Genomic DNA, 21837 nt, shown 5'->3' on the forward strand with positions numbered 1-21837 from the left:
TTACGGTCACCGGAGAAGTGCGGAGGGAGTACGGAGGGGGGCGCGGAAGATCCCCGGAAGGCCCATGCGAAACTTTTCACATGACCTTTAGCCGCGCTCCTCGAAGCATCATGCTCGCCGCCGGCACCCTGGCGGCCGCGCTCGCGCTGACCGCGTGCACCGGTGGCCCCAAGGGCGTCTCCGGCGGGGGCGGTGACACCAACTTCGTCGCCGGAAACGGCGGCATCGTGACGGTCCCCAAGAGTGAGCGCAAGGCCGTCGGCGAGATCGCCGGCAAGACCCTGCACGGCGAGCGGCTGGACGTCGCCGACTTCAAGGGCAAGGTCGTCGTCCTCAACGTGTGGGGCTCGTGGTGCGGGCCGTGCCGGACCGAAGCCAAGCACCTCGTCAAGGTCTCCACGGATCTCAAGGCACAGGGCGTGCAGTTCGTCGGCCTCAACACCCGCGACATCGCCACGGAGCCCCCCATCAAGTTCGAGAAGGACCACGGCGTCACGTACCCGAGCCTGCACGACCCGGCCGGTGAGCTCATCCTCAACGGCTTCCCCAAGGGCACGCTGACCCCCCAGTCCATTCCTTCCGTCATCGTGCTCGACCGCGACGGCAAGATCGCCGCACGCCTGATCGGCGGGGTGAACGAGGAACAGCTCCGCTCGATGATCGACCCGGTCCTCGCGGAGAAGTAACCCATGAACGAGACGGTATTCAGCGGGGCCCTCCTGCTCGCCCTGCCCATCGCGGTGCTCGGCGGGCTGGTCTCCTTCTTCTCGCCCTGCGTCCTGCCGCTCGTACCCGGCTACCTCTCGTACGTGACCGGCGTCACCGGCACCGACCTCGCCGAGGCCCGCCGCGGCCGGATGGCCGCCGGCGCCGCCCTCTTCGTCCTCGGCTTCACCGCCGTCTTCGTCTCCGGCGGCGCCCTCTTCGGCTACTTCGGCTGGACCCTGCAGCAGCACCGCCAGACGCTGACCGTCATCCTCGGCGTGCTGATGATCCTCATGGGCGTCTTCTTCATGGGGCTGATGCCGTGGTTCACGCAGCGCGAGTTCCGCTTCCACAAGCGGCCGGTGACCGGTCTCGTCGGAGCGCCGGTGCTCGGCGCGCTGTTCGGCATCGGCTGGACGCCGTGCATCGGCCCGACGCTCGCGTCCGTCACCGCCCTCGCCGCCGACCAGGCCAGCGCGGGGCGCGGGGCGCTGCTGACGTTCGCGTACTGCCTCGGTCTCGGTGTGCCGTTCGTGCTCGCCGCGATCGCGTTCCGCAAGGCGCTCGGCGCGTTCGCCTGGGTGAAGCGGCACTATGCGTGGGTGATGCGCATCGGCGGCGGGATGATGATCCTGACCGGCCTGCTGCTCCTCACAGGCGCGTGGGACATCCTCGTGCAGCAGATGCAGGTCTGGTCCAGCGGTTTCCAGGTGGGGATCTAGTTCCATGAGCAAGGCAGCAGAGACGACGGACGCGGCCGAGTCGGCACGGACGGCCGGGGCGGCGGCGGAGGCCGACGCGGACGCCGCGGCCGGGGCGCACCTGTCGACGGCGCCCGCCGAGGACTCCGCGGAGTCCGGCGGGCCGGCCGACGGGCTCACCGGCGGCCCCACCCTCGGCGTGTTCGGCTGGGTCCGCTGGTTCTGGCGCCAGCTGACCTCCATGCGGGTCGCGCTGATCCTGCTGTTCCTGCTGTCGCTCGGCGCCATCCCGGGCTCGCTCATCCCGCAGAACAGCGCCGACGAGCTGAAGGTCCGCACCTTCAAGGAAGCCCACGAGACGCTCGCGCCGATCTACGACCGGCTCCAGCTCTTCGACGTCTACAGCTCGGTGTGGTTCTCGGCGATCTACATCCTGCTGTTCGTCTCGCTCATCGGCTGCATCGTCCCCCGCACCTGGCAGTTCGTCGGCCAGCTGCGCAGCCGTCCGCCCGCCGCCCCCCGCCGCCTCACCCGCATGCCCGCGTACGCCACCTGGCGCACCGAGGCCGCGCCCGAGGACGTACGCGAGGCGGCGCTCGCGCTGCTGAAGAGGCGGCGCTTCCGCGCGCACACCGCCGGGGACGCGGTCGCCGCCGAGAAGGGCTACCTCCGCGAGGCCGGCAACCTCCTCTTCCACGTGGCGCTCATCGTCATGCTGGTGGCCTTCGCCGCCGGACAGCTCTTCAAGTCCGAGGGCGGCAAGCTCATCGTCGAGGGCGACGGCTTCTCGAACATCCTCCCGCAGTACGACGACTTCAAGTCGGGCTCGCTCTTCGACACCGACGAGCTCGCGCGGTTCAGCTTCAAGCTGGACCGGTTCACCGGCACGTACGAGACGAGCGGCCCGCAGCGCGGCACCCCCCGCACCTTCGAGGCGGACGTCACGTACGGCAGGGCGGGCGAGGAGAAGAGGAAGGGCGTCATCCGGGTCAACGAGCCGCTGGAGGTCGACGGCTCGAAGGTCTATCTGATCTCGCACGGGTACGCGCCCGTCCTCACCGTCCGCGACGGCAAGGGCGAGGTCGTCTACCGGGCCGCCGTTCCGCTGCTCCCCATCGACAACAACGTCACCTCCACCGGCGTCCTCAAGGTGATGGACGGCTACAAGGACAAGAACGGCAAGAAGGACCAGCTCGGCTTCCCGCTCTTCTTCGTCCCGACGTACGCGGGCAAGGGCAGCGGTCAGATGTTCAGCCAGTTCCCCGGCCTGGTCTTCCCGGCGCTCAACATCAGCGCGTACCACGGCGACCTGCGCGTCGACAGCGGCCTGCCGCAGAACGTGTACCAGCTGAACACCAGCAAGATGACGCCGTTCAAGGACGCGAACGGCGAGATCTACAAGAAGACCCTGCGGCCCGGCGAGCGCATGGAACTGCCGGGCGGGGCCGGCTCGGTCACCTTCGAGAAGGGGATCAAGGAGTGGGCCAGCTTCCAGATCTCCCAGCAGCCCGGCAACGGTCTCGCCCTCGCCGGAGCCATCGCCGCCATCGCCGGACTGGTCGGCTCCCTCTTCATCCAGCGCCGCCGCGTGTGGGTCCGGGCGGTCCGCGGTGACGACGGCGTGACCGTCGTCGAGCTGGCGGGGCTCGGCCGCAGCGAGTCCACGAAGCTTCCCGAGGAACTGGCCGACCTGGCCGCCACCCTCCACTCCCAGGCACCGACCGCGCCCGCGCCCACCCCTGCGCCCGCACCCGAGGCCGAGGCCGACCACGCCGACGAAAGGGCTGAGAAGTGAATCTCGCCGCCGCGACCAACGAGAGCCTGGCGGAGCTGAGCAATCTGCTCATCTACTCCTCCATGGCCGTCTACACCCTGGCCTTCCTCGCGCACATCGCCGAGTGGGTCCTCGGCAGCCGCAGCAAGGTCGGCCGTACGGCGGCGGCCCTCACGGAGTCCTCGGCGGGCGCGCAGGTGCGGGTCCAGGTCACGCGGCAGGGCGGCGGCACCGCCGTCCTGGACAAGCCGCAGGTCGTCACCCGGGCCGCCGCCGGCGCCCGTGACGTACCCGACGGCCCGGGCGCGGCCGGCGGCGACGAGAAGGGCGACCTCTACGGGCGGATCGCCGTCTCCCTCACCACGCTCGCCTTCCTCATCGAGGCCGCCGGTGTCGTCACCCGGGCGCTGTCCGTGGAGCGGGCGCCCTGGGGCAACATGTACGAGTTCTCCACCACCTTCTCGACGGTGGCGGTCGGCGCGTACCTCGGCTTCCTCCTCGCGAAGAAGAACGTCCGATGGATGGGCCTGCCGCTGGTCACCACCGTGCTGATCGACCTCGGTATCGCCACGACCTGGCTCTACACCGAGAGCGACCAGCTGGTCCCGGCCCTGCACTCGTACTGGCTGTGGATCCACGTCTCCACCGCGATCTTCTGCGGCGCGGTCCTGTACCTCGGCGCGGTCGCCACGCTGCTCTACCTCTTCCGCGACAGCTACGAGGCCAAGCTGGCGGCCGGCGGCACGCCGAGCGCCTTCGCCCGCTCGGTGCTGGAGCGGCTGCCGGCGGCGGCGAGCCTGGACAAGTTCGCGTACCGCGTCAACGCGGCGATCTTCCCGCTGTGGACCTTCACGATCATCGCGGGCGCCATCTGGGCCGGTGACGCGTGGGGCCGCTACTGGGGCTGGGACGCCAAGGAGGTCTGGTCCTTCATCACGTGGGTCGGATACGCCGCGTACCTGCACGCCCGCGCGACGGCCGGCTGGAAGGGCCGCAAGGCCGCGTACATCGCGCTGATCGCCTTCGCGTGCTTCCTCTTCAACTACTACGGCGTCAACATCTTCGTGAGCAGCAAGCACTCCTACGCGGGCGTGTGAGCCGGGGTGTGAGGTAGCGCCCGTACGCCGCCCGCGCGAGGCTGGAGGTATGGCTGATCCCATACCTCCTGGTACGAGCGAGACCCATGGCGACACCCACACCGTGCGGTTCACGATTCCGCTGCCGCACCCCGTGGAGCGCGTCTGGCCGGCCATCTCCACCCCGGGCGGCCTGCGCGGCTGGCTGGCCGAGCCCAAGGCGCTGGAGCCGCACCTCGGCGGCACGGCCATCCTGCGCTGGCCCACCAGCGACACCGTCGCCACCGGCACGGTCACCGCGTGGGACGTCGAGCGCATCGTCGAGTACACGCTCGACGTGTACGGCCGCGTCCGCCTGCACCTGGAGCGGGGGGAGGCGCCCGACACGACGGTGCTGCGGTTCCTGAACGAGTTCCGCGGCACGGACGACCGGCGGATCGACCGCCTGGCCGGCTGGCACGACCGCTTCGCGTACCTCGTCGGCGCGCTGGACGGCAGGCCGGCCGACTGGTCCTCCTGGTCGCGCGAGCGCTGGCAGGACCTGCGCGACCGGTACGAGGCCCGCGACTACGGCGCGACCTAGATCAGGACTTCTTCGGGTCGTCGTCCTCGTCCTGCTCGCCCTTCTTGAGCTCCTCCTCGCGGCGGCGCAGGTCGGCCTCCCAGTCCTTCAGGAGCGCCTCGTCCTTTTTGTTCTCGTCGCGCAGGGACTTCAGGAACTCGGGGTTGTCGTCCGGGGCGACCCACTGGGTGCGGTGGTTCCGGTGCCACTCGGAGGGGGTGCGTCCGCCGGCCGGGGCGTGGCGCATCTTTCCGGCGGCGAACCAGACGATGGGGCCGACGATCCAGAAGAGCAGGATGATGAAGATCCAGGCCACCTTGGGGAGGTGCTTCGCCTCGTCCTCCGGCGTGTTCAGGCAGTCGATGAACGCGTAGATCGTCAACGCCAGCGGCAGGATGTACAGCAGTGCCCTGAGCATGGGGGACAGCTCCCTGGAAGCATCGGCGGGCCGGTTTCGACAGCCCCGGTGACAGGCCCAGAGTAGCCGGTGACCGATACTTGACCCCATGGCTTACGACGATCTCCGCTCGCTGCTCAGGGCTCTGGAGCGCGAAGGCGACCTCAAGCGCATCAAGGCCGAAGTCGACCCCCACCTGGAGGTCGGGGAGATCGTGGACCGGGTCCAGAAGTCCGGCGGCCCGGCGCTGCTCTTCGAGAACGTGCGCGGGTCCGCGATGCCGCTCGCGATGAACGTCTTCGGGACCGACCGCCGGCTGCTGAAGGCGCTGGGCCTGACGTCGTACGACGAGATCAGCGCGAAGATCGGCGGCCTGCTGCGGCCCGAGCTCCCGCACGGCTTCGTGGGCGTGCGCGAGGCGTTCGGCAAGCTCGGCGCGATGGCGCACGTGCCGCCGAAGAAGGTCAAGGACGCGCCCGTGCAGGAGGTCGTGCTGCGCGGGGACGACGTGGACCTGGACATGCTCCCGGCGCTCTTCACCTGGCCCAAGGACGGCGGGTCCTTCTTCAACCTGGGGCTCACGCACACCAAGCACCCCGAGAACGGCATCCGCAACCTCGGCCTGTACCGGCTCCAGCGCCACGACAAGCGCACCATCGGCATGCACTGGCAGATCCACAAGGACAGCCGCAACCACTACCAGGTCGCCGCGCGGCGCGGTGAGCGGCTGCCGGTCGCGATCGCGTTCGGGGCGCCCCCGGCGGTGACGTACGCCTCGACGGCGCCGCTGCCGGAGGACATCGACGAGTACCTGTTCGCGGGCTTCCTCCAGGGCAAGCGGATCGAGATGGTGGACTGCAAGACGGTGCCGCTGCAGGTCCCGGCGCAGGCGGAGGTGGTCCTGGAGGGCTGGCTGGAGCCGGGCGAGATGCTCCCCGAGGGGCCGTTCGGCGACCACACCGGCTTCTACACCCCGCAGGAGCCGTTCCCGGCCCTGAAGATCGACTGCGTGACGATGCGGAAGCGGCCGCTGCTGCAGTCCATCGTGGTGGGCCGGCCGCCGACGGAGGACGGGCCGCTGGGGCGCGCGACGGAGCGTTTCTTCCTGCCCCTGCTCAAGATCATCGTGCCGGACATCGTGGACTACCACCTGCCGGAGTCGGGCGGCTTCCACAACTGCGCCATCGTCTCGATCGAGAAGAAGTACCCGAAGCACGCGCAGAAGGTCATGCACGCCATCTGGGGCGCGCACATGATGTCGCTGACCAAGCTCATCGTGATCGTCGACGCCGACTGCGACGTCCGCAACATGCACGAGGTGTCGTGGCGGGCGCTCGGCAACACCGACTACGCCCGCGACCTCACGGTCGTCGAGGGCCCGGTCGACCATCTCGACCATGCCTCGTACCAGCAGTTCTGGGGCGGCAAGGCGGGCATCGACGCCACGAAGAAGTGGCCCGAGGAGGGCTACACGCGCGACGGCGGCTGGCCGGACATGGTGGAGTCCGACCCGGCGACGGCGGCGCTGGTGGACCGCCGCTGGAAGGAGTACGGGCTGTGAGCCCCCTCGCCATGGGCGGTCCCGCCCTCTTCCTCGGCACCGACACCGACTACGTGGCGCTGGTGCGCCCGGAGCTCGACCCGGCGGACGCCGGGGTCCAGCGGGCCGCCGCCGAGGCGGGCGTCGCGCCCGAGGAGTTCGCGGGCGCCGGCGACCTCTGGGCCGTCCTCGTGGAGAGCGGCGGCGAGGGCGACGGCTTCGAGCTGCCCGGCGTACGCGACGCCGAGCCCGCCGACTTCGCGGAGCGGCTGCGCGCCGAGCTGGCGGCGGCGACCGGGGAGCCGTTCACGGTCGACGGCGGCGCGGTCCTGCGCCTCGACGCCCGCCCGGCGGGCTCGGACGCGTACGCCTTCACGGTGCACGTCACACCGCCCGACGACCCCGAGACCACGCTGACCGTGGAGACCGGGCCGCTGCCCGTGGCCGCGCTGCTGGCCGACCTCGACGCGTTCCTCGGGAGCCTCGCGTGATGACGACCACCACGCCGAAGCCGGCCGGCGGCATCAAGGCCTTCCTGCGGTTGGTGATGATCGAGCACTCGGTCTTCGCGCTGCCCTTCGCGTACATCGCCTCCCTCACCGCGATGTACGAGGACGACCGGAGCGTCCACTGGGTCGAGCTGCTGCTCGTCACGGTCGCGATGGTGGGCCTGCGCACCTTCGCCATGGCCTGCAACCGGATCATCGACCGCGAGATCGACGCCCGCAATCCGCGCACGGCGGGCCGCGAGCTGGTCACCGGCGCGGTGTCCGTCCGCTCCGCCTGGACCGGCGCGCTGGTGGCCCTGGTGGTCTTCCTGGGCGCGGCGGCGCTGCTCAACCCGCTGTGCCTGGCGCTGGCGCCCCTCGCCGTCGTGCCGATGGTCGTCTATCCGTACGGCAAGCGCTTCACGAACTTCCCGCACGCCATCCTGGGCCTGGCCCAGGCCATCGGCCCGGTCGGCGCGTGGCTCGCGGTCACCGGGGCGTGGTCGTGGGACGCCGTGATCCTCGGCCTCGCCGTCGGCGTCTGGATCGGCGGCTTCGACCTGATCTTCGCCTGCCAGGACGTCCAGGCCGACCGCGCCCACGGCGTCATGTCCGTCCCGGCCCGCTTCGGCATCCCGGCGGCCCTCCACGGCGCCCGCGCCTGCCACGCCGTCACGACGGCCCTGCTCGTCTGGTACGCCCTGGCCACCGACGCGGGCCTCTTCTTCTGGCTGGGCCTGGTCGTGGTGGCCGTCGCCTTCGTGTACGAGCACACGATCGTGCGCCCGCACGACCTGTCGCGGCTGAACCGGGCCTTCTTCACGACGAACGGGTTCATCGGGGTCGTGCTCTTCGTGTGCGCGCTGGTGGACCTGGTGGTGCGCGGGCTCAGGGGGTGAGCGCCGCCGTCCGGCGCGGGCGGCGGCGGAAGACGAAGGCCGCCGCCACGCCCGCCAGGAGGCCGAAGAGGTGGCCCTGCCAGCTGACGCCGGACTGGGTGGGGGATATGCCCAGCAGGATCGAGCTGCCCCAGACGGCGCCGATCAGCAGGCCGACGCCGATGTCCAGCGGCTTGCGGTCCACGAAGCCGCGCACCAGCAGGTAGCCGAAGAGGCCGAAGATCAGGCCGGAGGCGCCCGCCGTGACGCTGTACGACGGGGAGACGAGCCACACGCCGAGCCCGTCGACGACCACGATGAGCGCGGCGACGGCCAGGAAGCGGCGGATGCCGCCGAGCGCGGCGAGGAAGCCGAAGACCAGCAGCGGCACGGTGTTCGCCGCGACGTGGGCGAAGCCGAAGTGGAGGAACGCCGCCGGGACGAGGTCGCGCAGCTCGGCGGCCTCGCGGGGCGTGATGCCGTAGGCGTCGAGGGCGTGACCGGTCGCCACGTCCACGGCTTCGAGGATCCACAGCAGCGCCACCCAGGCGACCATCAGCCTCGCGGCCGCCCCGGCCCGGCCGGCGCGGCTCCAGCCGGTGCCGTCGCGGCCGGTCCGGCTCCCCGTCCCACTCGTCGTACCCGCCATGGCGGCCCCCTGCGGTCTCGCACGCTTCCACCTCGGCAAACGTCCGGGGGACCTTACCCGGTTCCCCACCCGCCGGGCCGGATAGGCTCAGGCGCATGACTGTCGGCAAGCGCGTTCCCTGGGTCGTCGGGGTGTCCGGGGCCTCGGGGACCCCGTACGCCGCCGCCGTGCTGCGTGGGCTGCTGGCGGCCGGGGAGAGCGTGGACCTGGTGGTGTCCCGGGCGTCCCGGCTGACGCTGCTGGACGAGACGGGGATCGCGTTCCGCGACGCGCACTGGCGCGAGGACCTGGCCCAGTGGCTGGCGCGGGGCGCGGACGGGAAGCCGGGCGCGTTCCGGGACGTCGACGTGGCGGACGTACGCCACTGGGCGGCCGGTGACCTGGCCGCGGGGCCGTCGTCGGGCTCGTACCCCGTCAAGGGGATGCTGATCGTGCCCGCGTCGACCGCCTGCGTGGCCGGGGTGGCGCTGGGCCTGTCGAAGGACCTGCTGCAGCGGGCGGCGAGCGTGACGCTGAAGGAGCGGCGCAGGCTCGTGGTCGCGGTGCGCGAGACCCCGCTGAACGGCCAGACGCTGAAGCACCTGGTGGCGCTGGACGAGGCGGGCGCGGTCGTGCTGCCGGCCTCCCCGGCGTTCTACGCGGGGGCGACGCACATCCAGGACCTGGTGGACTTCGTCGCGGGGCGGGTGCTGGACGCGGCGGGGGTACCGCACGCGCTGTACCGCCGCTGGAAGGGCGAGCTCGGTGGTGGCTCGCGTGATGGTGATTAGGGCTCTCGAGAGCCAGGGGAAGATCCGTACGGGGCGCCGACCCCGCATGCCTTAGATTGACACTCAAACGCGCGGTTTCGCTGACCAATGGAAGGCTTCAGGCATATGGACGCCGTGGATAGGCAGCTCATCCAGGCCCTGCGGGAGAACGGCAGGGCCTCGTACGCCGAGCTCGGCCGGCTCGTCGGGCTCTCCGGGCCCTCCGTCACCGACCGCATCAACCGCCTGGAGGCGGCGGGCGTCATCACCGGCTACCGCGCCACCGTCGACTCCGCCTCGCTCGGCCTCGGCGTCACGGCGCTGATCGGCATCTCGCTCTCCGACGCCGCCGACCACGAGGACGTGGCCCGCCGGCTGAAGGACCTGGCCGAGATCGAGGACTGCTGGTTCATCGCGGGCGACGACTCGTACATGCTCAAGGTGCGGGCGACGGACGTCGACGGCCTGGAGAAGACCATCCGCCGCCTGTCCGGCACGAAGGGCGTCTCCCGTACGCGGACGACGATCGTGCTGTCGACGAAGTGGGAGAACCGGGTCGGCGACCTGCCGGAGGAGGAGTGACGCGAAGCCCCGGTGGGGGTCCCCCCGGCTGAAAAGTACGGGGGAGTACGGTGGTGGAGCCCGATTGACACACGTATGGGAGGCATCCGCATGGACGCGGGGCTCAAGCGCGAGCTGGAGGAGAAGGTCCGGTCCGGGGAGCGGTTGACCCGCGAGGACGGCATCGCCCTCTACGAGTCGGACGATCTGGCCTGGCTCGGCGGCCTCGCCCACGAGGTGCGCACGCGCAAGAACGGTGACGTGGTCCACTTCAACGTCAACCGGCACCTCAACATGACGAACGTGTGCACGGCGTCGTGTGCGTACTGCTCGTTCCAGCGCAAGCCGGGCGAGAAGGACGCGTACACCATGCGCATCGAGGAGGCCGTCCGCCTCGCCAAGGCGATGGAGAACGACAACCTCACCGAGCTGCACATCGTCAACGGGCTCCACCCCAACCTGCCGTGGCGCTACTACCCGCGGTCGCTCAGCGAGCTGAAGAAGGCCCTGCCGAACGTCTCCCTCAAGGCCTTCACGGCGACCGAGATCCACCACTTCGAGACCATCTCCGGGCTGTCCGCCTCCGAGATCCTCGACGAGCTGATCGACGCCGGGCTGGAGTCCCTGACCGGCGGCGGCGCGGAGATCTTCGACTGGGAGGTCCGCCAGCACATCGTGGACCACCGCACCCACTGGGAGGACTGGTCCCGCATCCACCGCCTCGCGCACGAGAAGGGGCTCAAGACCCCGTGCACGATGCTGTACGGCCACATCGAGGAGCCGCGCCACCGCGTGGACCACGTGCTGCGGCTGCGGGAGCTCCAGGACGAGACCGGCGGCTTCCAGGTCTTCATCCCGCTGCGCTACCAGCACGACTTCGTGGACATGAAGGACGGCAAGATCCGCAACCGCCTCCAGGCGCGGACCACCATGGCGACGGGCGCCGAGGCGCTGAAGACCTTCGCGGTCTCGCGGCTGCTGTTCGACAACGTGCCGCACGTCAAGGTCTTCTGGGTCATGCACGGCGTGCAGACGGCGCAGCTGGCGCTCCAGCACGGCGCGGACGACATGGACGGCTCGGTCGTCGAGTACAAGATCACGCACGATGCGGACAACTACGGCACGCCGAACAAGCTGAGCCGTGAGGACCTGCTGGAGCTGATCCGGGACGCGGGCTTCCGCCCGGTGGAGCGCAACACGCGGTACGAGATCATCCGCGAGTACCCGGGCCCGGACGCGGACCGCCGCGAGTCGCCGCAGCCCATGCGCGTCTGACGCACCGCTCCACGGGTACCCGGGGGCCATGGCGCACACCAAGGCCCCCGAGGACGCGTACGACGCCCGGCCGTTCGTGCCCGTCGGCGCGGACCTCGACGAGGTGCGCGCGGCGGCTGCCGGGTGCCGCGGCTGCCCGTTGCACCGCGACGCCACGCAGACCGTGTTCGGCGCCGGGAACCCGCACGCGCGCGTGATGCTCGTCGGCGAGCAGCCGGGCGACCAGGAGGACCGGCAGGGCGCGCCCTTCGTGGGGCCCGCCGGGAAGCTCCTGGACCGGGCGCTGGACGAGGCGGGGATCGACCCCGACGACACGTACACCACCAACGCCGTCAAGCACTTCAAGTTCGAGCTCGTCCCCGAGCGCGGCAAGCGCCGCATCCACAAGTCGCCCGGCCTGCGCGAGATGACCGCCTGCAAGCCGTGGCTCGACGCCGAGATGCGGCTCGTCGACCCCGAGGTGATCGTGGTCCTCGGCGCGACCGCCGGGAAGGCGCTGCTGGGCTCCGGTTTCCGGGTGACCAGGCAGCGCGGCATGCTCCTGCCGTACGAGGACCGGGGCGAGAGCCTGCTCGCCACCATCCACCCGTCCGCCGTGCTGCGTGCCGACGACCGGGAGGCGGTCTACGAGGGCCTGGTGTCCGACCTGCGGATCGCCGCCCGGGCCCTGCGCTGAGTCTCTTATCGTCGAGGGCATGCCGCTGACCTTCGCCCTCGACCCGCGCATCGACCCCGCCCTCCGTGACGGCGTCCTCGCCCTGTGGGCGGACGTCACCAACGCCGGCGGCGCCGTCGGCTTCGTACCGCCCGTGACGCCCGGCGACATCCTGCCCCAGTGGGTCAGCCACCTCGCCGCGATCGAGGACGGCCGCATGCGGCTGCTGGCGGGGTACGACGAGGACGGGGCCGTCGCCGCCACCGCCTTCATCGCGTACAACACGCACCGGCTGATGCGCCACTGGGTGTGGCTCTACACGGTGATGGTGCACCCCCGCCACCAGGGCAAGGGGTACGGACGCGCGCTGATGGCGGCCGCCGAGGAGGCGGTGCGCGGCTTCGACGGCATCGACGCGATACGGCTGACGTGCCGCGGCGGCACCGGCGCCGACCGGTTCTACGCCGCCTGCGGGTACAAGGAGGTCGGGCGCGTGCCGGGGGCGATCCGGGTCGCGGACGGCGACGACCGCGACGACGTCATCATGTACCTGCCGTTGCAGCGCGTCGCCGGAGCGCCCGCTTCCCTCACCCCCTGAAATGATCCAAAGGGCGCATGCTTCACTTGATGCGCACGTAAGCGAAGAGAGCAGAGCAGGAAGAAGGAAGGCCCGCCGTGTCCGCTGCCGCCTGGACGAGCGCCACCATCCGCTACACCCTGATGCGCTTCGGCATCTTCGTCGGTTGCTTCCTCGCCCTGTGGGGCCTGGTGTACGTCGGTGTGCTGCCGCGCGGGCTCGGTGACTCGAACCTGCTGTGGGTGCTCCTGCTGTCGATCGTGATCTCCGCGCCGCTCAGCTTCGTGCTGCTGCGCAAGCAGCGGGACGCGATGTCCGAGCAGATCGCCCCGAAGGTCGACACCATGAAGGCGCGGCTGGAGTCCAGCCGGTCCCAGGAGGACGCCACCGCCCAGTGACGCATGTGCCGTGAGGTAGCTCATACTCCGCACGCGCCCGTACCCGCCCCCGTGCCGAAGCCGCGCTTCGGACGGGGGCGTTGGCGTTTTCCGGCCCCGCCCGCCCCACGGAGACCCAAAGAACTGCTTTGAGGACCTCAAAGTACAAGTGTTAACGTGTTCGGCGTGAAGACAGCTGTGCGCCCCCGTGAAGCCATGAGCCCCCCGCTCGTGGCGCGCCTGCATGTCGACCTCTGCCGCTGTATGTCCGCGGTCTGTTGCCGCGAAATCTGACCCGGCATCATGCAGCGGCGCCGCCGGAAGGCGTGTGCGCCGCACCCCCGTCCCGTATTGCCCGATACGCCCTACTGGAGTGTGTCCGTGTCCGCGTCCGCGAGCACCGAATCCCCCGCCCAGCGCGCCTCCCGCATACCCAAGGTCCCCTTCTGGGTCCAGATCGTCGCCGGTCTGGTCCTCGGCGTCGCCCTCGGCTGGCTCACCCGCAGCTACGACGTGCAGTGGCTGCACACCACCCTCGACAAGGTCGGCCACATCTTCGTCCAGCTGCTGAAGCTGGCCGTCGCGCCGCTGGTCTTCTTCGCGATCCTGGTGTCCATCACCAACCTGCGGAAGGTCAACAACGCCGCGCGCCTGGCCACCCGCACCCTGCTCTGGTTCATGATCACGTCGCTGATCGCCGTGGCCATCGGCCTGGTGATCGGCCTGCTCACCAACCCGGGCGCGGGCACCGGCCTGACCCCGAAGGACGGCAAGCTGCCCGAGAAGGCCGGCTCCTGGCTGGACTTCCTCACCGGCATCATCCCGACGGACGTCATCACGCCCTTCACCGAGCTGAACGTCCTGCAGATCGTCTTCATGGCCGCCGTCGCCGGTATCGCCGCGCTCAAGCTCGGTGAGAAGGCCCAGCCGATCCTCACCCTCAGCGAGTCCGTCCTGGAGCTGCTCCAGAAGGCGCTGTGGTGGGTCATCCGCCTCGCGCCGGTCGGCACCGTCGGCCTCATCGGGTACGCCATCGCCGAGTACGGCTGGGACCTCATCGGCAAGTACGCCACCTTCACCGCCGACATCTACGTCGGTTGCGCGCTGGTGCTCTTCGGTGTGTACCCGCTGCTGCTGGCGACCGTCGCCAAGGTGAACCCGCTCCAGTTCTTCAAGGGCGCCTGGCCCGCCATCCAGCTGGCCTTCGTCTCCCGCTCCTCCGTCGGCACCATGCCGGTCACGGTCAAGGTCACCGAGCGCCTGGGCGTGCCGAAGGAGTACACCTCCTTCGCCGTGCCGTTCGGCGCCACGACCAAGATGGACGGCTGCGCCGCGATCTACCCGGCGCTCGCGGCGATCTTCATCGCGCAGATCTTCGACGTCCAGCTGGGCATCCAGGACTACCTGATGATCGCGTTCGTCTCGGTCGTCGGCTCCGCCGCCACCGCGGGCCTCACCGGCGCGACGGTCATGCTGACGCTGACCCTCTCCACGCTGGGCCTGCCGCTGGAGGGCGTGGGCCTGCTGATGGCCATCGACCCGGTCCTCGACATGATGCGTACGGCCACGAACGTCGCCGGCCAGGCGCTCGTCCCGGTCATCGTCGCCGCCCGCGAGAAGATCCTCGACCTCGACGCGTACAACTCCGCCTCGGGTTCGCCCGTGGAGGAGCGCGAGGTGCGCGAGGCCGAGCAGAAGGTGGCCGTGCCGGTCGCCGCGTAACCCTCCCCGCCCGCCGACAGTGCCCCCGGTCCGCCTCTGGACCGGGGGCACTTAGGCTGTGCGCCACCGGAAAACAGGAGGTGGGGGCCGTGAGAGGCACAGGTGCGAAGCCGACGCGGATGCCGCGGGCCGTACGCGAACGGCAGATGATGGACGCGGCGGTACGGACCTTCGGGCAGCGCGGCTACCGGGCGGCCTCCATGGACGAGATAGCCGAACTGGCCGGCGTGTCCAAGCCCTTGGTGTACCTCTACCTGAACTCCAAGGAGGATCTCTTCACGGCGTGCATCCGCCGTGAGGCCGCCGCGCTGACCGCGGCCGTCCGCGCCGCCGTACGGCCCGGGCTGCCGGCGGACCGCCAACTGTGGTCGGGGCTCACGGCGTTCTTCACCCACACCGCCGAGAACCCGGACGGCTGGGCGATCCTGCACCGGCAGGCGCGTACGCACGGGGAGCCGTTCGCGGGGGAGGTGGCCGCGCTGCGTGACGACATCACGGCCTTCGTGACGGGCCTGATCGAGGCGGCGGCGCGCGAGGCGCGCCAGGAACCGTCGTTCGGCGAGCGGGACGCGGCGGGCCTCGCCCAGGCGCTGGTCGGCGCGGCCGAGTCGCTCGCCGGGTGGGCCAACGAGACACCGGGCGTCTGCGCGAAGGAGGCGGCGGCGACGCTGATGAACTTCGCCTGGACCGGGCTCGGGAGCCTCATGGACGGGGAACGCTGGTCACCGTCCCGCTGACGCGAGCGGCTGAGGACGCCGGTTGCTGTACGTCGTGTCCCGCAGCACGTTTCCGGTCAGCTGCGGGCATGTTCCTCCTTCGGAGGAGCACCCGTCCGGTGGCAGGATTTTTCGGACTTCCTCGAAACCACAGCCTCACCCGCACCAGGAGGAAGCTGCCCTTCCTCCTCCGGAGGGCTCCGCGCTCCTCACCCTCCGGCCGTTCACGGTCGGCTGGCTGGCCGGTTGACGTCACCGGGTTTGCCGGGACGATTCGCCACCTGGTCGCATGGTGTACATCAAACATGTCTGGGAGGAAGCTCATGGGAGCGTTGAAGACCGCTGCGATGTTCCTCCTCACGGCCGCGACGGTGGCGGGCGTGACGGGGACGGCCGAGGCCCGCGAGAGCGTGAGCGCCGCGACCAGCACCACGACGACCTGCCCGACCGGCTGGGGAAGCATCGCGAAGTCGGCCGGGACGGAGGCGGCCCGGCCCCTGACGTCGATCAGGACCGGCCAGGCCCCGTGCTTCGATCGCATGGTGGTGGACACCGGCGGCGTGACCGGCAAGCTCCGCTATCACGTCGGCTACGTCGACACCCTCTACCAGGACGCGTCCGGCGAGCCCATACCGGTCAAGGGCGGCGCCATCCTGCAGATCTACGTGTCCTCGCCCAGCTACGACCCGGCCACGATGAAGCCGACCTACGGCGGCCAGGCCGGCCAACCGCTCCCGGGCGTGGACATCACCGGCTACAAGACCTTCCGGGACACCCGGTTCGCGGTGAGTTTCGAGGGGCAGACCCAGATCGGCCTCGGCGTCCGGGCGCGCCTGCCGTTCCGCGTGACGCAGTGGGACGACAAGCTGATCATCGACGTCGCGCACACCTGGTAACGGCACCCGCCACGGACGGGGTGGTTCTTCGGCCGACGCACCGCCCGGCGCTGCCGCCGGCGGCACGGCTCACCCGAACGCCCGCGCCCCCTTGCCGCCCGCCCGTACCGGCTTTCGCATGGACGGGGGAGCCTCGATCCCTTCGACTCCGCCCCCCGATCCCAGCCGAGAAAGGGCGCCATGTTCGTTCGTACGACGTATGCGACGGGAGACCCGGCCAAGCTCGACGAGGCCGTACGGAGGATGACCACGGAAGGCAGGCAGGCGCTACAGCGCGAGCCCGGCTTCCGGGGGGCGGGCCTGTTCGTGGACCGGGAGGTCGGGAAGCTGCTGACCGGTACGTGGTGGGACGACGAGGAGGCGCTGCAGGCGAGCGCCGAACGGATGGGCGAGCTGCGGACCGAGATGCTGGCGCCCTTCGCGACGACCATGACCGTCGACACCTGGGAGGCCGCGGTCGCGACGCGCCCCGAGTCGGTCGGTGAGGGAGCCCGCTTCCGGATGATCCGCATGCAGTTCGACCCGTCGCACGCGGACCTGCTGGTCGACGCCTTCGAGAACGGCGCGCTGCCCAAGCTCCAGCAGATGCCCGGCTTCCAGGGCGGGGCGCTGCTCCTCGACCGCGCCGCGGGCGAGGGACAGGTGGGCGCCATCTACGCCGACCAGGACAGCTTCGCGTCCTCCCGGGGGCCCGTCGCCGTGCTGCGCGGCCAGGCGGCGAGCAAGACGGGCGCCAGGGTGCGGTCGGTCGAGGAGTTCGAGGCGGTCATGGTGATGGCGCTTCCGCCGTCCTGAGCCGGGCGCACGCGTCACCGCTCCCGGGCGAGCGCGATGAGCCGGTAGCGCGGGTCCGGCCGCGGGGCCTCCTGCTCCGGGAGCGCGGCCAGCCCGCGGCACACCCCGGCCGCGTCGGCCGGCTCCGCCGCGGCGCTCCACGGGATGTGGCCCCCGGTGATCCGCTCCCGCCAGGTGCGGGGGCTGCGGCCCTGGCCCGTACCGGGGAACGTGGTCTCGCCCACGAGGCGCAGGCCATGCCGGGCGGCCCAGCCCAGGACGCGGCCGGAGTGGTCCGGCACGCGCGGCGCGTACGCCCGCCGCAGCGGGGCCGTCACCTCGGCGATGTCGCTGTCCTCCGTGAAGTACGCGTCGTCCTTGTCCACCGTCGTGATGAGGACGCCGCCGGGCCGCAGCACCCGCCGCGCCTCGGCGAGCACGGGCGTCGCGTCGGGCAGCAGGTGCAGCAGCCAGACGAGCGTCACGGCGTCGACGGCGCCCGTGCCCACGGGCAGGCGGGTGGCGTCGCCGAGGGCGACACGGCCCGGCTGCCGGCGGGCGGCGAGCCGCAGCATGCCGGGGGAGCGGTCCACGCCGAGCACCGTGCGGCCGGGGCGGGCCAGCCTGCGGGTGACGATGCCGGTGCCGCACGCGACGTCCAGTACCGTGCTCGGCCCCTCGGGCAGCAGCCGCTCGAGCGCCTCGGCGGCCGCCCGCGCCCGCGGCTCGCCGCCCCGGGAGGCGTCGTACTCCTCGGCCTCCCCGTCGTAGTCGAGCAGAGTGGATCTCCGTGTCATGTCCCCGTCCCCGTAGCGATGATTTCGGCGCGGCGCACCGGTCTCTCCTGTGACGGCGATCCCCGCCACGCAGACAAGGAGCGCGCAGACCGATGACGACCAAGGTGTACACCGGCGCCAGCATGTCCCTCGACGGCTTTATCTCCGGGCCCGAGGAGACCGGCTTCGACAAGCTGTTCGCCTGGTACGGGAACGGCGAGGTCACCGTCGAGACCGCGGACCCCGGGATGACCCTGCGCATGACCGAGGTGAGCGCCACCCACTGGCGGCGGCTCGTCAGGGAGACGGGGGCGCTCGTCGTCGGCCGGAAGCTGTTCGACCTGACCGGCGGCTGGGGCGGCAACCACCCCATGGGCGTGCCCGTCGTGGTCGTCACGCACGCGGTGCCGGACGGCTGGCCCCGCGAGGGCGCTCCCTTCCACTTCGTCACCGAAGGGGTGGAACGCGCGGTCGCACTCGCCCGCGAACTCGCCGGGGACGGCCGGCACGTCGGGGTCAACGGCGGCACCATCGCCCAGCAGTGCCTCGACGCGGGGTTGCTCGACGAGGTGGGAGTGGACCTGGTCCCGGTCCTGCTCGGCGGCGGAACGCCGTTCTTCACCGACCTCAAGGGCGCCCCGTACGAACTGGAGGGGCCGCTGTCCATCGCCGAGGGCAAGGGCGTCACGCACCTGCGCTACCGCGTGCGCGCACGGAACGCGTAGGAGGATCCCTTGGGCCCCCCGGCCCCCGGCCCCCCGGGCCCTCGCGGCGGAGGGGCGGCGACGGGGCGCGGCGGTAGCGTGGAGGCATGCGCGGGGACACGCTGACGCTGTTCCTCTGCGGCGATGTGATGCTCGGGCGCGGCGTCGACCAGATCCTCCCCCACCCCTCGGACCCCACCCTGTGGGAGGAGTACATCCGCGACGCCCGCGCCTACGTCGAGCTCGCCGAGGCGGTCAGCGGCCCGATCCCGCGGCCGGTCGACCCGGCCTGGCCGTGGGGCGACGCGCTGGCGGCGCTCGACGACGCCGCACCGCACGCCCGCATCGTGAACCTGGAGACCAGCGTCACGCGCAGCGACGACCGCGAGCACGGCAAGGCGGTCCTCTACCGCATGAACCCCGACAACCTGCCGTGCCTCGCCGCCGCCCGCCCCGACGTGTGCGTGCTCGCCAACAACCACGTGCTCGACTTCGGGCGGCGCGGCCTGGAGGAGACGCTCGACTCCCTGGCCGGTGCCGGCCTACGGACGGCGGGCGCCGGGCGGAACGCGGCCGAGGCGCGCCGCCCCGCCGTCGTCCCCCTGCCCGGCGGCGGCCGGGTGCTGGTCTTCGCCCTCTCCATGTCCTCCAGCGGCGTCCCCTCCGCATGGGCGGCCGGCGAGGACACGCCGGGGGTCCACTACGTCGCCGAGCCCTCCGACGCCGACGCCGCCGCGCTGGCCCACCGCGTCCGGGAGACGAAGCGACCGGGCGACGTGGCCGTCGTCTCCGTCCACTGGGGCTCCAACTGGGGCTACGGCGTCCCGCGCGCCCAGACCCGGTTCGCCCACGCGCTGATCGACGCCGGCGTCGACCTCGTACACGGGCACTCCTCGCACCACCCGCGCCCGCTGGAGCTGTACCGGGACCACCTGGTCCTGTACGGCTGCGGGGACTTCATCGACGACTACGAGGGCATCACCGGCTACGAGCAGTACCGCGACGACCTGCGCCTGGCCTGCTTCGCCTCCCTGGAGCCGGACACCGGCCGCCTCGCCGGCCTGCGGATGGCGGTCCTGCGCCCCCGGCGGATGCGCCTGCGGCCCGCGGCGGGCGCGGACCGCACGTGGCTGCGGGAGACCCTCGACCGGATCAGCCTCCCGTACGGGGTGCGCGTCGCGGCGGACCCCCAAGGCGGCGGCCTGCGGGCCTTGCCCGCGGAGCGCGCCGAGCGCTGGGCCTGAGCGCTGAGCGGGTACGCGGCACGGCCGCGCACCGACACGTCCTAGCCGTCGCGGCCCGCGCGCCACTCCCGTACCAGTTCCTCCGCGTCGAGCGGCGCCAGCCGCAGCGGTGGGCCCGCGGGCGGGCGGCGCAGCGCCGCCTCGATCTTCTCGTTGATCTCCGCGACGATCCGCCGCACCTGCGCCTCGCTCGCCGCCCGCCCCGCAGCCTCCCGCGCGTCCTCGGCCTCCTTGCGGAGCGCGAGCGCGGCCGGCAGGACGGGCGCGATGCCCTCGCGGTGCATCTTGCCCTTGACCCACCACGTCTCGTCGTACGGCGCGGTGTCGTCCGGCAGCGGCTTGCCGAAGCCGTCGAGCTGCTCGAAGTCGCCCCGGTCCTGCGCCTCGCGGATCTGCCGGTCGACCCATGACTCGAAGCTGACGCCGGGCGGTTTGCGATCGGTCATGTCTTCGATCGTACGGACGCGTCGTGCTTCGGGGGCGAAAAAGGCAGGAGCCCCTTCCCGTGACCGCCTGGTCACGGGAAGAAGCTCCTTGGGTACTGCTAAGTCGTGCGCGATCGCCGACCCGGGCAACTAGGCCGGGGTGACGTTCTCCGCCTGCGGGCCCTTGGGGCCCTGGGTGACGTCGAAGTTCACGACCTGGTTCTCCTCGAGGGAGCGGAAACCAGAGGCGTTGATCGCGGAGTAGTGTACGAAGACATCCGGGCCGCCGCCGTCCTGGGCGATGAAGCCGAAGCCCTTTTCAGCGTTGAACCACTTGACGGTTCCGGTAGCCATAAGCCCTCCTATGGGCCAAAGGGTTGCCCTGCTCCAGAACCTGCAAAGAAGTCTGAAAACTACAAAAGCCTGCGGGTCACATGCTCCGCAGGCTCTGTACTGCAAGGGAAACCAAACTGCAACTTGCGCCGAGCCTAGCACGCAGCCACGGGGGAGCGGTAGAGGTAAAGATCACTTCACTCGGAGGTTTGAACCTTTCACGGACGCTGACGCACGGCACCCCCTGACGCCTGCCGCGCCGCGCGGGTCTAGCCTCGCGATGTGGACAATTCAACCGACTGTCACCACGGGCAGCAGCAGCGACAGCAGCCGAACCGGCCGCGCGTCGGTCACATTCAGTTCCTGAACTGCGTGCCCCTGTACTGGGGACTCGCCCGTACCGGAACGCTTCTCGATCTCGAGCTCACGAAGGACACCCCGGAGAAGCTCAGCGAGCAGCTGGTGGACGGCGCTCTCGACATCGCCCCGATCACCCTCGTCGAGTTCCTGCGCAACGCCGACGACCTGGTCGCCTTTCCCGACCTCGCGGTCGGCTGCGACGGCCCCGTCATGTCCTGCGTGATCGTCTCGCAGCGACCGCTGGAGGAGCTGGACGGGGCACGCGTCGCGCTCGGCTCGACCTCCCGCACGTCCGTGCGCCTGGCCCAGCTGCTGCTCTCCGAGCGGTACGGCGTGGCGCCCGACTACTACACCTGCCCGCCGGACCTCGGCCTGATGATGCGCGAGGCGGACGCGGCCGTCCTGATCGGGGACGCGGCGCTGCGCGCCTCGCTGCAGGACGCGCCGCGACTCGGCCTTCATGTTCATGACCTGGGGCAGCTGTGGAAGGAATGGACGGGGCTGCCGTTCGTGTTCGCGGTGTGGGCCGTGCGCAGGGAATACCTGGCGCGTGAGCCTGAAGTGACGCGTCGGGTCCACGAGGCGTTTCTCGCCTCGCGCGACCTGTCGCTGACGGAGGTCGTGAAGGTGGCCGAACAGGCGGCGCGCTGGGAGACCTTCGACGCGGCGCTGCTGGAGCGGTATTTCACGACGCTCGACTTCCGTTTGGGGGCGGAACAGTTGGCGGGTGTACGCGAGTTCGCCCGCAGGACCGGGCCGACGACCGGCTTTCCCGCGGATGTGCGGGTCGAGTTGCTGCGTACGGAGTGACATTTCCGGGAAGTCCGGGAAGGGGGCCGCGGGAATTCGCGGCCCCGGAATCCACCGCCCCCGTCGAATCACCGCCCTCTACCCTGCTGTCGACGACGTAGGGGAACCAGGCG

At 71.1% G+C, this 21837-nt stretch carries 26 protein-coding genes; 21 read left to right on the forward strand and 5 right to left on the reverse strand.

From position 1 onward, the window contains the following. The first annotated feature begins 80 nt into the window (after positions 1 to 80). From ACZ42X_RS31190 to ACZ42X_RS31210, 5 genes are read left to right on the forward strand one after another with little or no spacing between them, the layout of a single operon-like run. A complete protein-coding gene (locus ACZ42X_RS31190) occupies positions 81 to 686 on the forward strand; it encodes a TlpA family protein disulfide reductase (protein WP_468297154.1) in 606 nt (201 codons plus the stop codon). Positions 687 to 689: 3 nt separating this feature from the next. After that, complete coding sequence (locus ACZ42X_RS31195) at positions 690 to 1427, forward strand: cytochrome c biogenesis CcdA family protein (protein ID WP_468297156.1); 738 nt, start codon at positions 690 to 692, stop codon at positions 1425 to 1427. Between the two features lie 4 nt (positions 1428 to 1431). Continuing rightward, positions 1432 to 3201: a cytochrome c biogenesis protein ResB gene (resB, locus tag ACZ42X_RS31200; protein ID WP_468297158.1), complete on the forward strand. Its 1770-nt coding sequence runs from the start codon at positions 1432 to 1434 to the stop codon at positions 3199 to 3201. Further along, on the forward strand, positions 3198 to 4277 hold the full coding sequence (gene ccsB, locus ACZ42X_RS31205) for a c-type cytochrome biogenesis protein CcsB (protein ID WP_468297160.1): 1080 nt from the start codon (positions 3198 to 3200) through the stop codon (positions 4275 to 4277). The genes resB and ccsB overlap by 4 nt, the downstream gene beginning before the upstream one ends. Before the next feature lie 49 nt (positions 4278 to 4326). Continuing rightward, positions 4327 to 4839 carry an SRPBCC family protein gene (locus ACZ42X_RS31210; protein WP_468297163.1) on the forward strand — a complete coding sequence of 171 codons (513 nt, stop codon included), beginning with the start codon at positions 4327 to 4329 and terminating at the stop codon, positions 4837 to 4839. Between the two features lies 1 nt (position 4840). On the opposite strand, the gene ACZ42X_RS31215 is transcribed toward ACZ42X_RS31210, so the two are convergent. Then, a complete protein-coding gene (locus ACZ42X_RS31215) occupies positions 4841 to 5236 on the reverse strand; it encodes a PLD nuclease N-terminal domain-containing protein (RefSeq protein ID WP_468297166.1) in 396 nt (131 codons plus the stop codon). A gap of 88 nt (positions 5237 to 5324) precedes the next feature. Here ACZ42X_RS31215 and ACZ42X_RS31220 point away from each other — a divergent pair, with 88 nt between their 5' ends. Genes ACZ42X_RS31220 through mqnP form a run of 3 tightly spaced genes read left to right on the forward strand, consistent with a single transcriptional unit; the run spans position 5325 to position 8142 of the window. Beyond that, positions 5325 to 6776 carry a menaquinone biosynthesis decarboxylase gene (locus ACZ42X_RS31220; protein WP_361428243.1) on the forward strand — a complete coding sequence of 484 codons (1452 nt, stop codon included), beginning with the start codon at positions 5325 to 5327 and terminating at the stop codon, positions 6774 to 6776. Then, positions 6773 to 7246: a hypothetical protein gene (locus tag ACZ42X_RS31225; protein ID WP_468297168.1), complete on the forward strand. Its 474-nt coding sequence runs from the start codon at positions 6773 to 6775 to the stop codon at positions 7244 to 7246. The genes ACZ42X_RS31220 and ACZ42X_RS31225 overlap by 4 nt, the downstream gene beginning before the upstream one ends. Beyond that, positions 7246 to 8142, forward strand: coding sequence for a menaquinone biosynthesis prenyltransferase MqnP (gene mqnP / locus ACZ42X_RS31230; RefSeq protein WP_468297171.1), 897 nt, complete (start codon positions 7246 to 7248; stop codon positions 8140 to 8142). The genes ACZ42X_RS31225 and mqnP overlap by 1 nt, the downstream gene beginning before the upstream one ends. Here mqnP and ACZ42X_RS31235 read toward each other — a convergent pair. Continuing rightward, positions 8132 to 8770, reverse strand: coding sequence for a rhomboid family intramembrane serine protease (locus tag ACZ42X_RS31235; protein WP_468297174.1), 639 nt, complete (start codon positions 8768 to 8770; stop codon positions 8132 to 8134). The genes mqnP and ACZ42X_RS31235 overlap by 11 nt on opposite strands. A 95-nt stretch (positions 8771 to 8865) precedes the next feature. Between ACZ42X_RS31235 and ACZ42X_RS31240 the strand changes: the two genes are divergently transcribed. The 10 genes from ACZ42X_RS31240 (at position 8866) to ACZ42X_RS31285 (ending at position 17093) form a co-directional block, all read left to right on the forward strand. Beyond that, positions 8866 to 9540: a UbiX family flavin prenyltransferase gene (locus ACZ42X_RS31240; RefSeq protein WP_361428251.1), complete on the forward strand. Its 675-nt coding sequence runs from the start codon at positions 8866 to 8868 to the stop codon at positions 9538 to 9540. Between the two features lie 105 nt (positions 9541 to 9645). Then, complete coding sequence (locus ACZ42X_RS31245) at positions 9646 to 10101, forward strand: Lrp/AsnC family transcriptional regulator (RefSeq protein WP_468297177.1); 456 nt, start codon at positions 9646 to 9648, stop codon at positions 10099 to 10101. Between the two features lie 90 nt (positions 10102 to 10191). Continuing rightward, a complete protein-coding gene (mqnE, locus tag ACZ42X_RS31250) occupies positions 10192 to 11355 on the forward strand; it encodes an aminofutalosine synthase MqnE (protein WP_403556413.1) in 1164 nt (387 codons plus the stop codon). A 28-nt stretch (positions 11356 to 11383) separates the two neighbouring features. Continuing rightward, entirely contained in the window at positions 11384 to 12031 is a 648-nt protein-coding gene (locus tag ACZ42X_RS31255; RefSeq protein WP_468297180.1) for a UdgX family uracil-DNA binding protein, read from the forward strand. A 19-nt stretch (positions 12032 to 12050) separates the two neighbouring features. Further along, positions 12051 to 12608 (forward strand): GNAT family N-acetyltransferase, encoded by a 558-nt coding sequence (locus ACZ42X_RS31260; RefSeq protein WP_468297183.1) that lies wholly within the window; start codon positions 12051 to 12053, stop codon positions 12606 to 12608. A 122-nt stretch (positions 12609 to 12730) separates the two neighbouring features. After that, positions 12731 to 12985, forward strand: a complete 255-nt coding sequence (locus ACZ42X_RS31265) for a DUF4229 domain-containing protein (RefSeq protein ID WP_468297276.1) — start codon at positions 12731 to 12733, stop codon at positions 12983 to 12985. 360 nt (positions 12986 to 13345) lie between these two features. Continuing rightward, complete coding sequence (locus ACZ42X_RS31270) at positions 13346 to 14686, forward strand: dicarboxylate/amino acid:cation symporter (protein ID WP_468297185.1); 1341 nt, start codon at positions 13346 to 13348, stop codon at positions 14684 to 14686. A gap of 119 nt (positions 14687 to 14805) precedes the next feature. Further along, positions 14806 to 15423, forward strand: a complete 618-nt coding sequence (locus ACZ42X_RS31275) for a TetR/AcrR family transcriptional regulator (protein ID WP_468297279.1) — start codon at positions 14806 to 14808, stop codon at positions 15421 to 15423. Between the two features lie 302 nt (positions 15424 to 15725). Further along, the gene (locus tag ACZ42X_RS31280) at positions 15726 to 16298 is read left to right on the forward strand and encodes an AMIN-like domain-containing (lipo)protein (protein ID WP_468297187.1); all 573 of its coding nucleotides are present in this window, start codon (positions 15726 to 15728) and stop codon (positions 16296 to 16298) included. 180 nt (positions 16299 to 16478) lie between these two features. After that, on the forward strand, positions 16479 to 17093 hold the full coding sequence (locus ACZ42X_RS31285; protein ID WP_468297189.1) for an antibiotic biosynthesis monooxygenase: 615 nt from the start codon (positions 16479 to 16481) through the stop codon (positions 17091 to 17093). Positions 17094 to 17107: 14 nt separating this feature from the next. Here ACZ42X_RS31285 and ACZ42X_RS31290 read toward each other — a convergent pair whose 3' ends face one another. Then, a complete protein-coding gene (locus ACZ42X_RS31290) occupies positions 17108 to 17851 on the reverse strand; it encodes a class I SAM-dependent methyltransferase (protein ID WP_468297282.1) in 744 nt (247 codons plus the stop codon). A gap of 110 nt (positions 17852 to 17961) precedes the next feature. Between ACZ42X_RS31290 and ACZ42X_RS31295 the strand changes: the two genes are divergently transcribed. Then, positions 17962 to 18573, forward strand: a complete 612-nt coding sequence (locus ACZ42X_RS31295; protein ID WP_468297192.1) for a dihydrofolate reductase family protein — start codon at positions 17962 to 17964, stop codon at positions 18571 to 18573. Between the two features lie 86 nt (positions 18574 to 18659). Then, positions 18660 to 19796, forward strand: coding sequence for a CapA family protein (locus ACZ42X_RS31300; protein ID WP_468297195.1), 1137 nt, complete (start codon positions 18660 to 18662; stop codon positions 19794 to 19796). Positions 19797 to 19837: 41 nt separating this feature from the next. On the opposite strand, the gene ACZ42X_RS31305 is transcribed toward ACZ42X_RS31300, so the two are convergent. Then, entirely contained in the window at positions 19838 to 20242 is a 405-nt protein-coding gene (locus ACZ42X_RS31305) for a DnaJ family domain-containing protein (RefSeq protein ID WP_468297198.1), read from the reverse strand. A gap of 129 nt (positions 20243 to 20371) precedes the next feature. Then, positions 20372 to 20575 (reverse strand): cold-shock protein, encoded by a 204-nt coding sequence (locus ACZ42X_RS31310; RefSeq protein ID WP_003967102.1) that lies wholly within the window; start codon positions 20573 to 20575, stop codon positions 20372 to 20374. 261 nt (positions 20576 to 20836) lie between these two features. On the opposite strand from ACZ42X_RS31310, the gene ACZ42X_RS31315 reads away from it, so the two are divergent. Continuing rightward, positions 20837 to 21724, forward strand: a complete 888-nt coding sequence (locus tag ACZ42X_RS31315; RefSeq protein WP_468297200.1) for a menaquinone biosynthetic enzyme MqnA/MqnD family protein — start codon at positions 20837 to 20839, stop codon at positions 21722 to 21724. The last annotated feature ends 113 nt before the right edge of the window (positions 21725 to 21837 follow it).

Source organism: Streptomyces sp. NPDC030862 (assembly GCF_055571835.1).

Excerpts from the sequence above, each read along its gene's own strand:
- resB (WP_468297158.1), top strand. The coding sequence starts at position 1,432 with ATGAGCAAGGCAGCAGAGACGACGGACGCGGCCGAGTCGGCACGGACG.
- ACZ42X_RS31280 (WP_468297187.1), top strand. The coding sequence starts at position 15,726 with ATGGGAGCGTTGAAGACCGCTGCGATGTTCCTCCTCACGGCCGCGACG.
- ACZ42X_RS31240 (WP_361428251.1), top strand. The coding sequence starts at position 8,866 with ATGACTGTCGGCAAGCGCGTTCCCTGGGTCGTCGGGGTGTCCGGGGCC.
- ACZ42X_RS31215 (WP_468297166.1), bottom strand. The coding sequence starts at position 5,236 with ATGCTCAGGGCACTGCTGTACATCCTGCCGCTGGCGTTGACGATCTAC.
- ACZ42X_RS31245 (WP_468297177.1), top strand. The coding sequence starts at position 9,646 with ATGGACGCCGTGGATAGGCAGCTCATCCAGGCCCTGCGGGAGAACGGC.
- ACZ42X_RS31195 (WP_468297156.1), top strand. The coding sequence starts at position 690 with ATGAACGAGACGGTATTCAGCGGGGCCCTCCTGCTCGCCCTGCCCATC.
- ACZ42X_RS31305 (WP_468297198.1), bottom strand. The coding sequence starts at position 20,242 with ATGACCGATCGCAAACCGCCCGGCGTCAGCTTCGAGTCATGGGTCGAC.
- ACZ42X_RS31265 (WP_468297276.1), top strand. The coding sequence starts at position 12,731 with ATGCGCTTCGGCATCTTCGTCGGTTGCTTCCTCGCCCTGTGGGGCCTG.
- mqnP (WP_468297171.1), top strand. The coding sequence starts at position 7,246 with ATGACGACCACCACGCCGAAGCCGGCCGGCGGCATCAAGGCCTTCCTG.
- ACZ42X_RS31210 (WP_468297163.1), top strand. The coding sequence starts at position 4,327 with ATGGCTGATCCCATACCTCCTGGTACGAGCGAGACCCATGGCGACACC.
- ACZ42X_RS31285 (WP_468297189.1), top strand. The coding sequence starts at position 16,479 with ATGTTCGTTCGTACGACGTATGCGACGGGAGACCCGGCCAAGCTCGAC.
- ACZ42X_RS31255 (WP_468297180.1), top strand. The coding sequence starts at position 11,384 with ATGGCGCACACCAAGGCCCCCGAGGACGCGTACGACGCCCGGCCGTTC.
- ACZ42X_RS31310 (WP_003967102.1), bottom strand. The coding sequence starts at position 20,575 with ATGGCTACCGGAACCGTCAAGTGGTTCAACGCTGAAAAGGGCTTCGGC.
- ACZ42X_RS31235 (WP_468297174.1), bottom strand. The coding sequence starts at position 8,770 with ATGGCGGGTACGACGAGTGGGACGGGGAGCCGGACCGGCCGCGACGGC.
- ACZ42X_RS31300 (WP_468297195.1), top strand. The coding sequence starts at position 18,660 with ATGCGCGGGGACACGCTGACGCTGTTCCTCTGCGGCGATGTGATGCTC.
- ACZ42X_RS31220 (WP_361428243.1), top strand. The coding sequence starts at position 5,325 with ATGGCTTACGACGATCTCCGCTCGCTGCTCAGGGCTCTGGAGCGCGAA.
- mqnE (WP_403556413.1), top strand. The coding sequence starts at position 10,192 with ATGGACGCGGGGCTCAAGCGCGAGCTGGAGGAGAAGGTCCGGTCCGGG.
- ACZ42X_RS31260 (WP_468297183.1), top strand. The coding sequence starts at position 12,051 with ATGCCGCTGACCTTCGCCCTCGACCCGCGCATCGACCCCGCCCTCCGT.
- ACZ42X_RS31190 (WP_468297154.1), top strand. The coding sequence starts at position 81 with ATGACCTTTAGCCGCGCTCCTCGAAGCATCATGCTCGCCGCCGGCACC.
- ACZ42X_RS31275 (WP_468297279.1), top strand. The coding sequence starts at position 14,806 with ATGCCGCGGGCCGTACGCGAACGGCAGATGATGGACGCGGCGGTACGG.
- ACZ42X_RS31295 (WP_468297192.1), top strand. The coding sequence starts at position 17,962 with ATGACGACCAAGGTGTACACCGGCGCCAGCATGTCCCTCGACGGCTTT.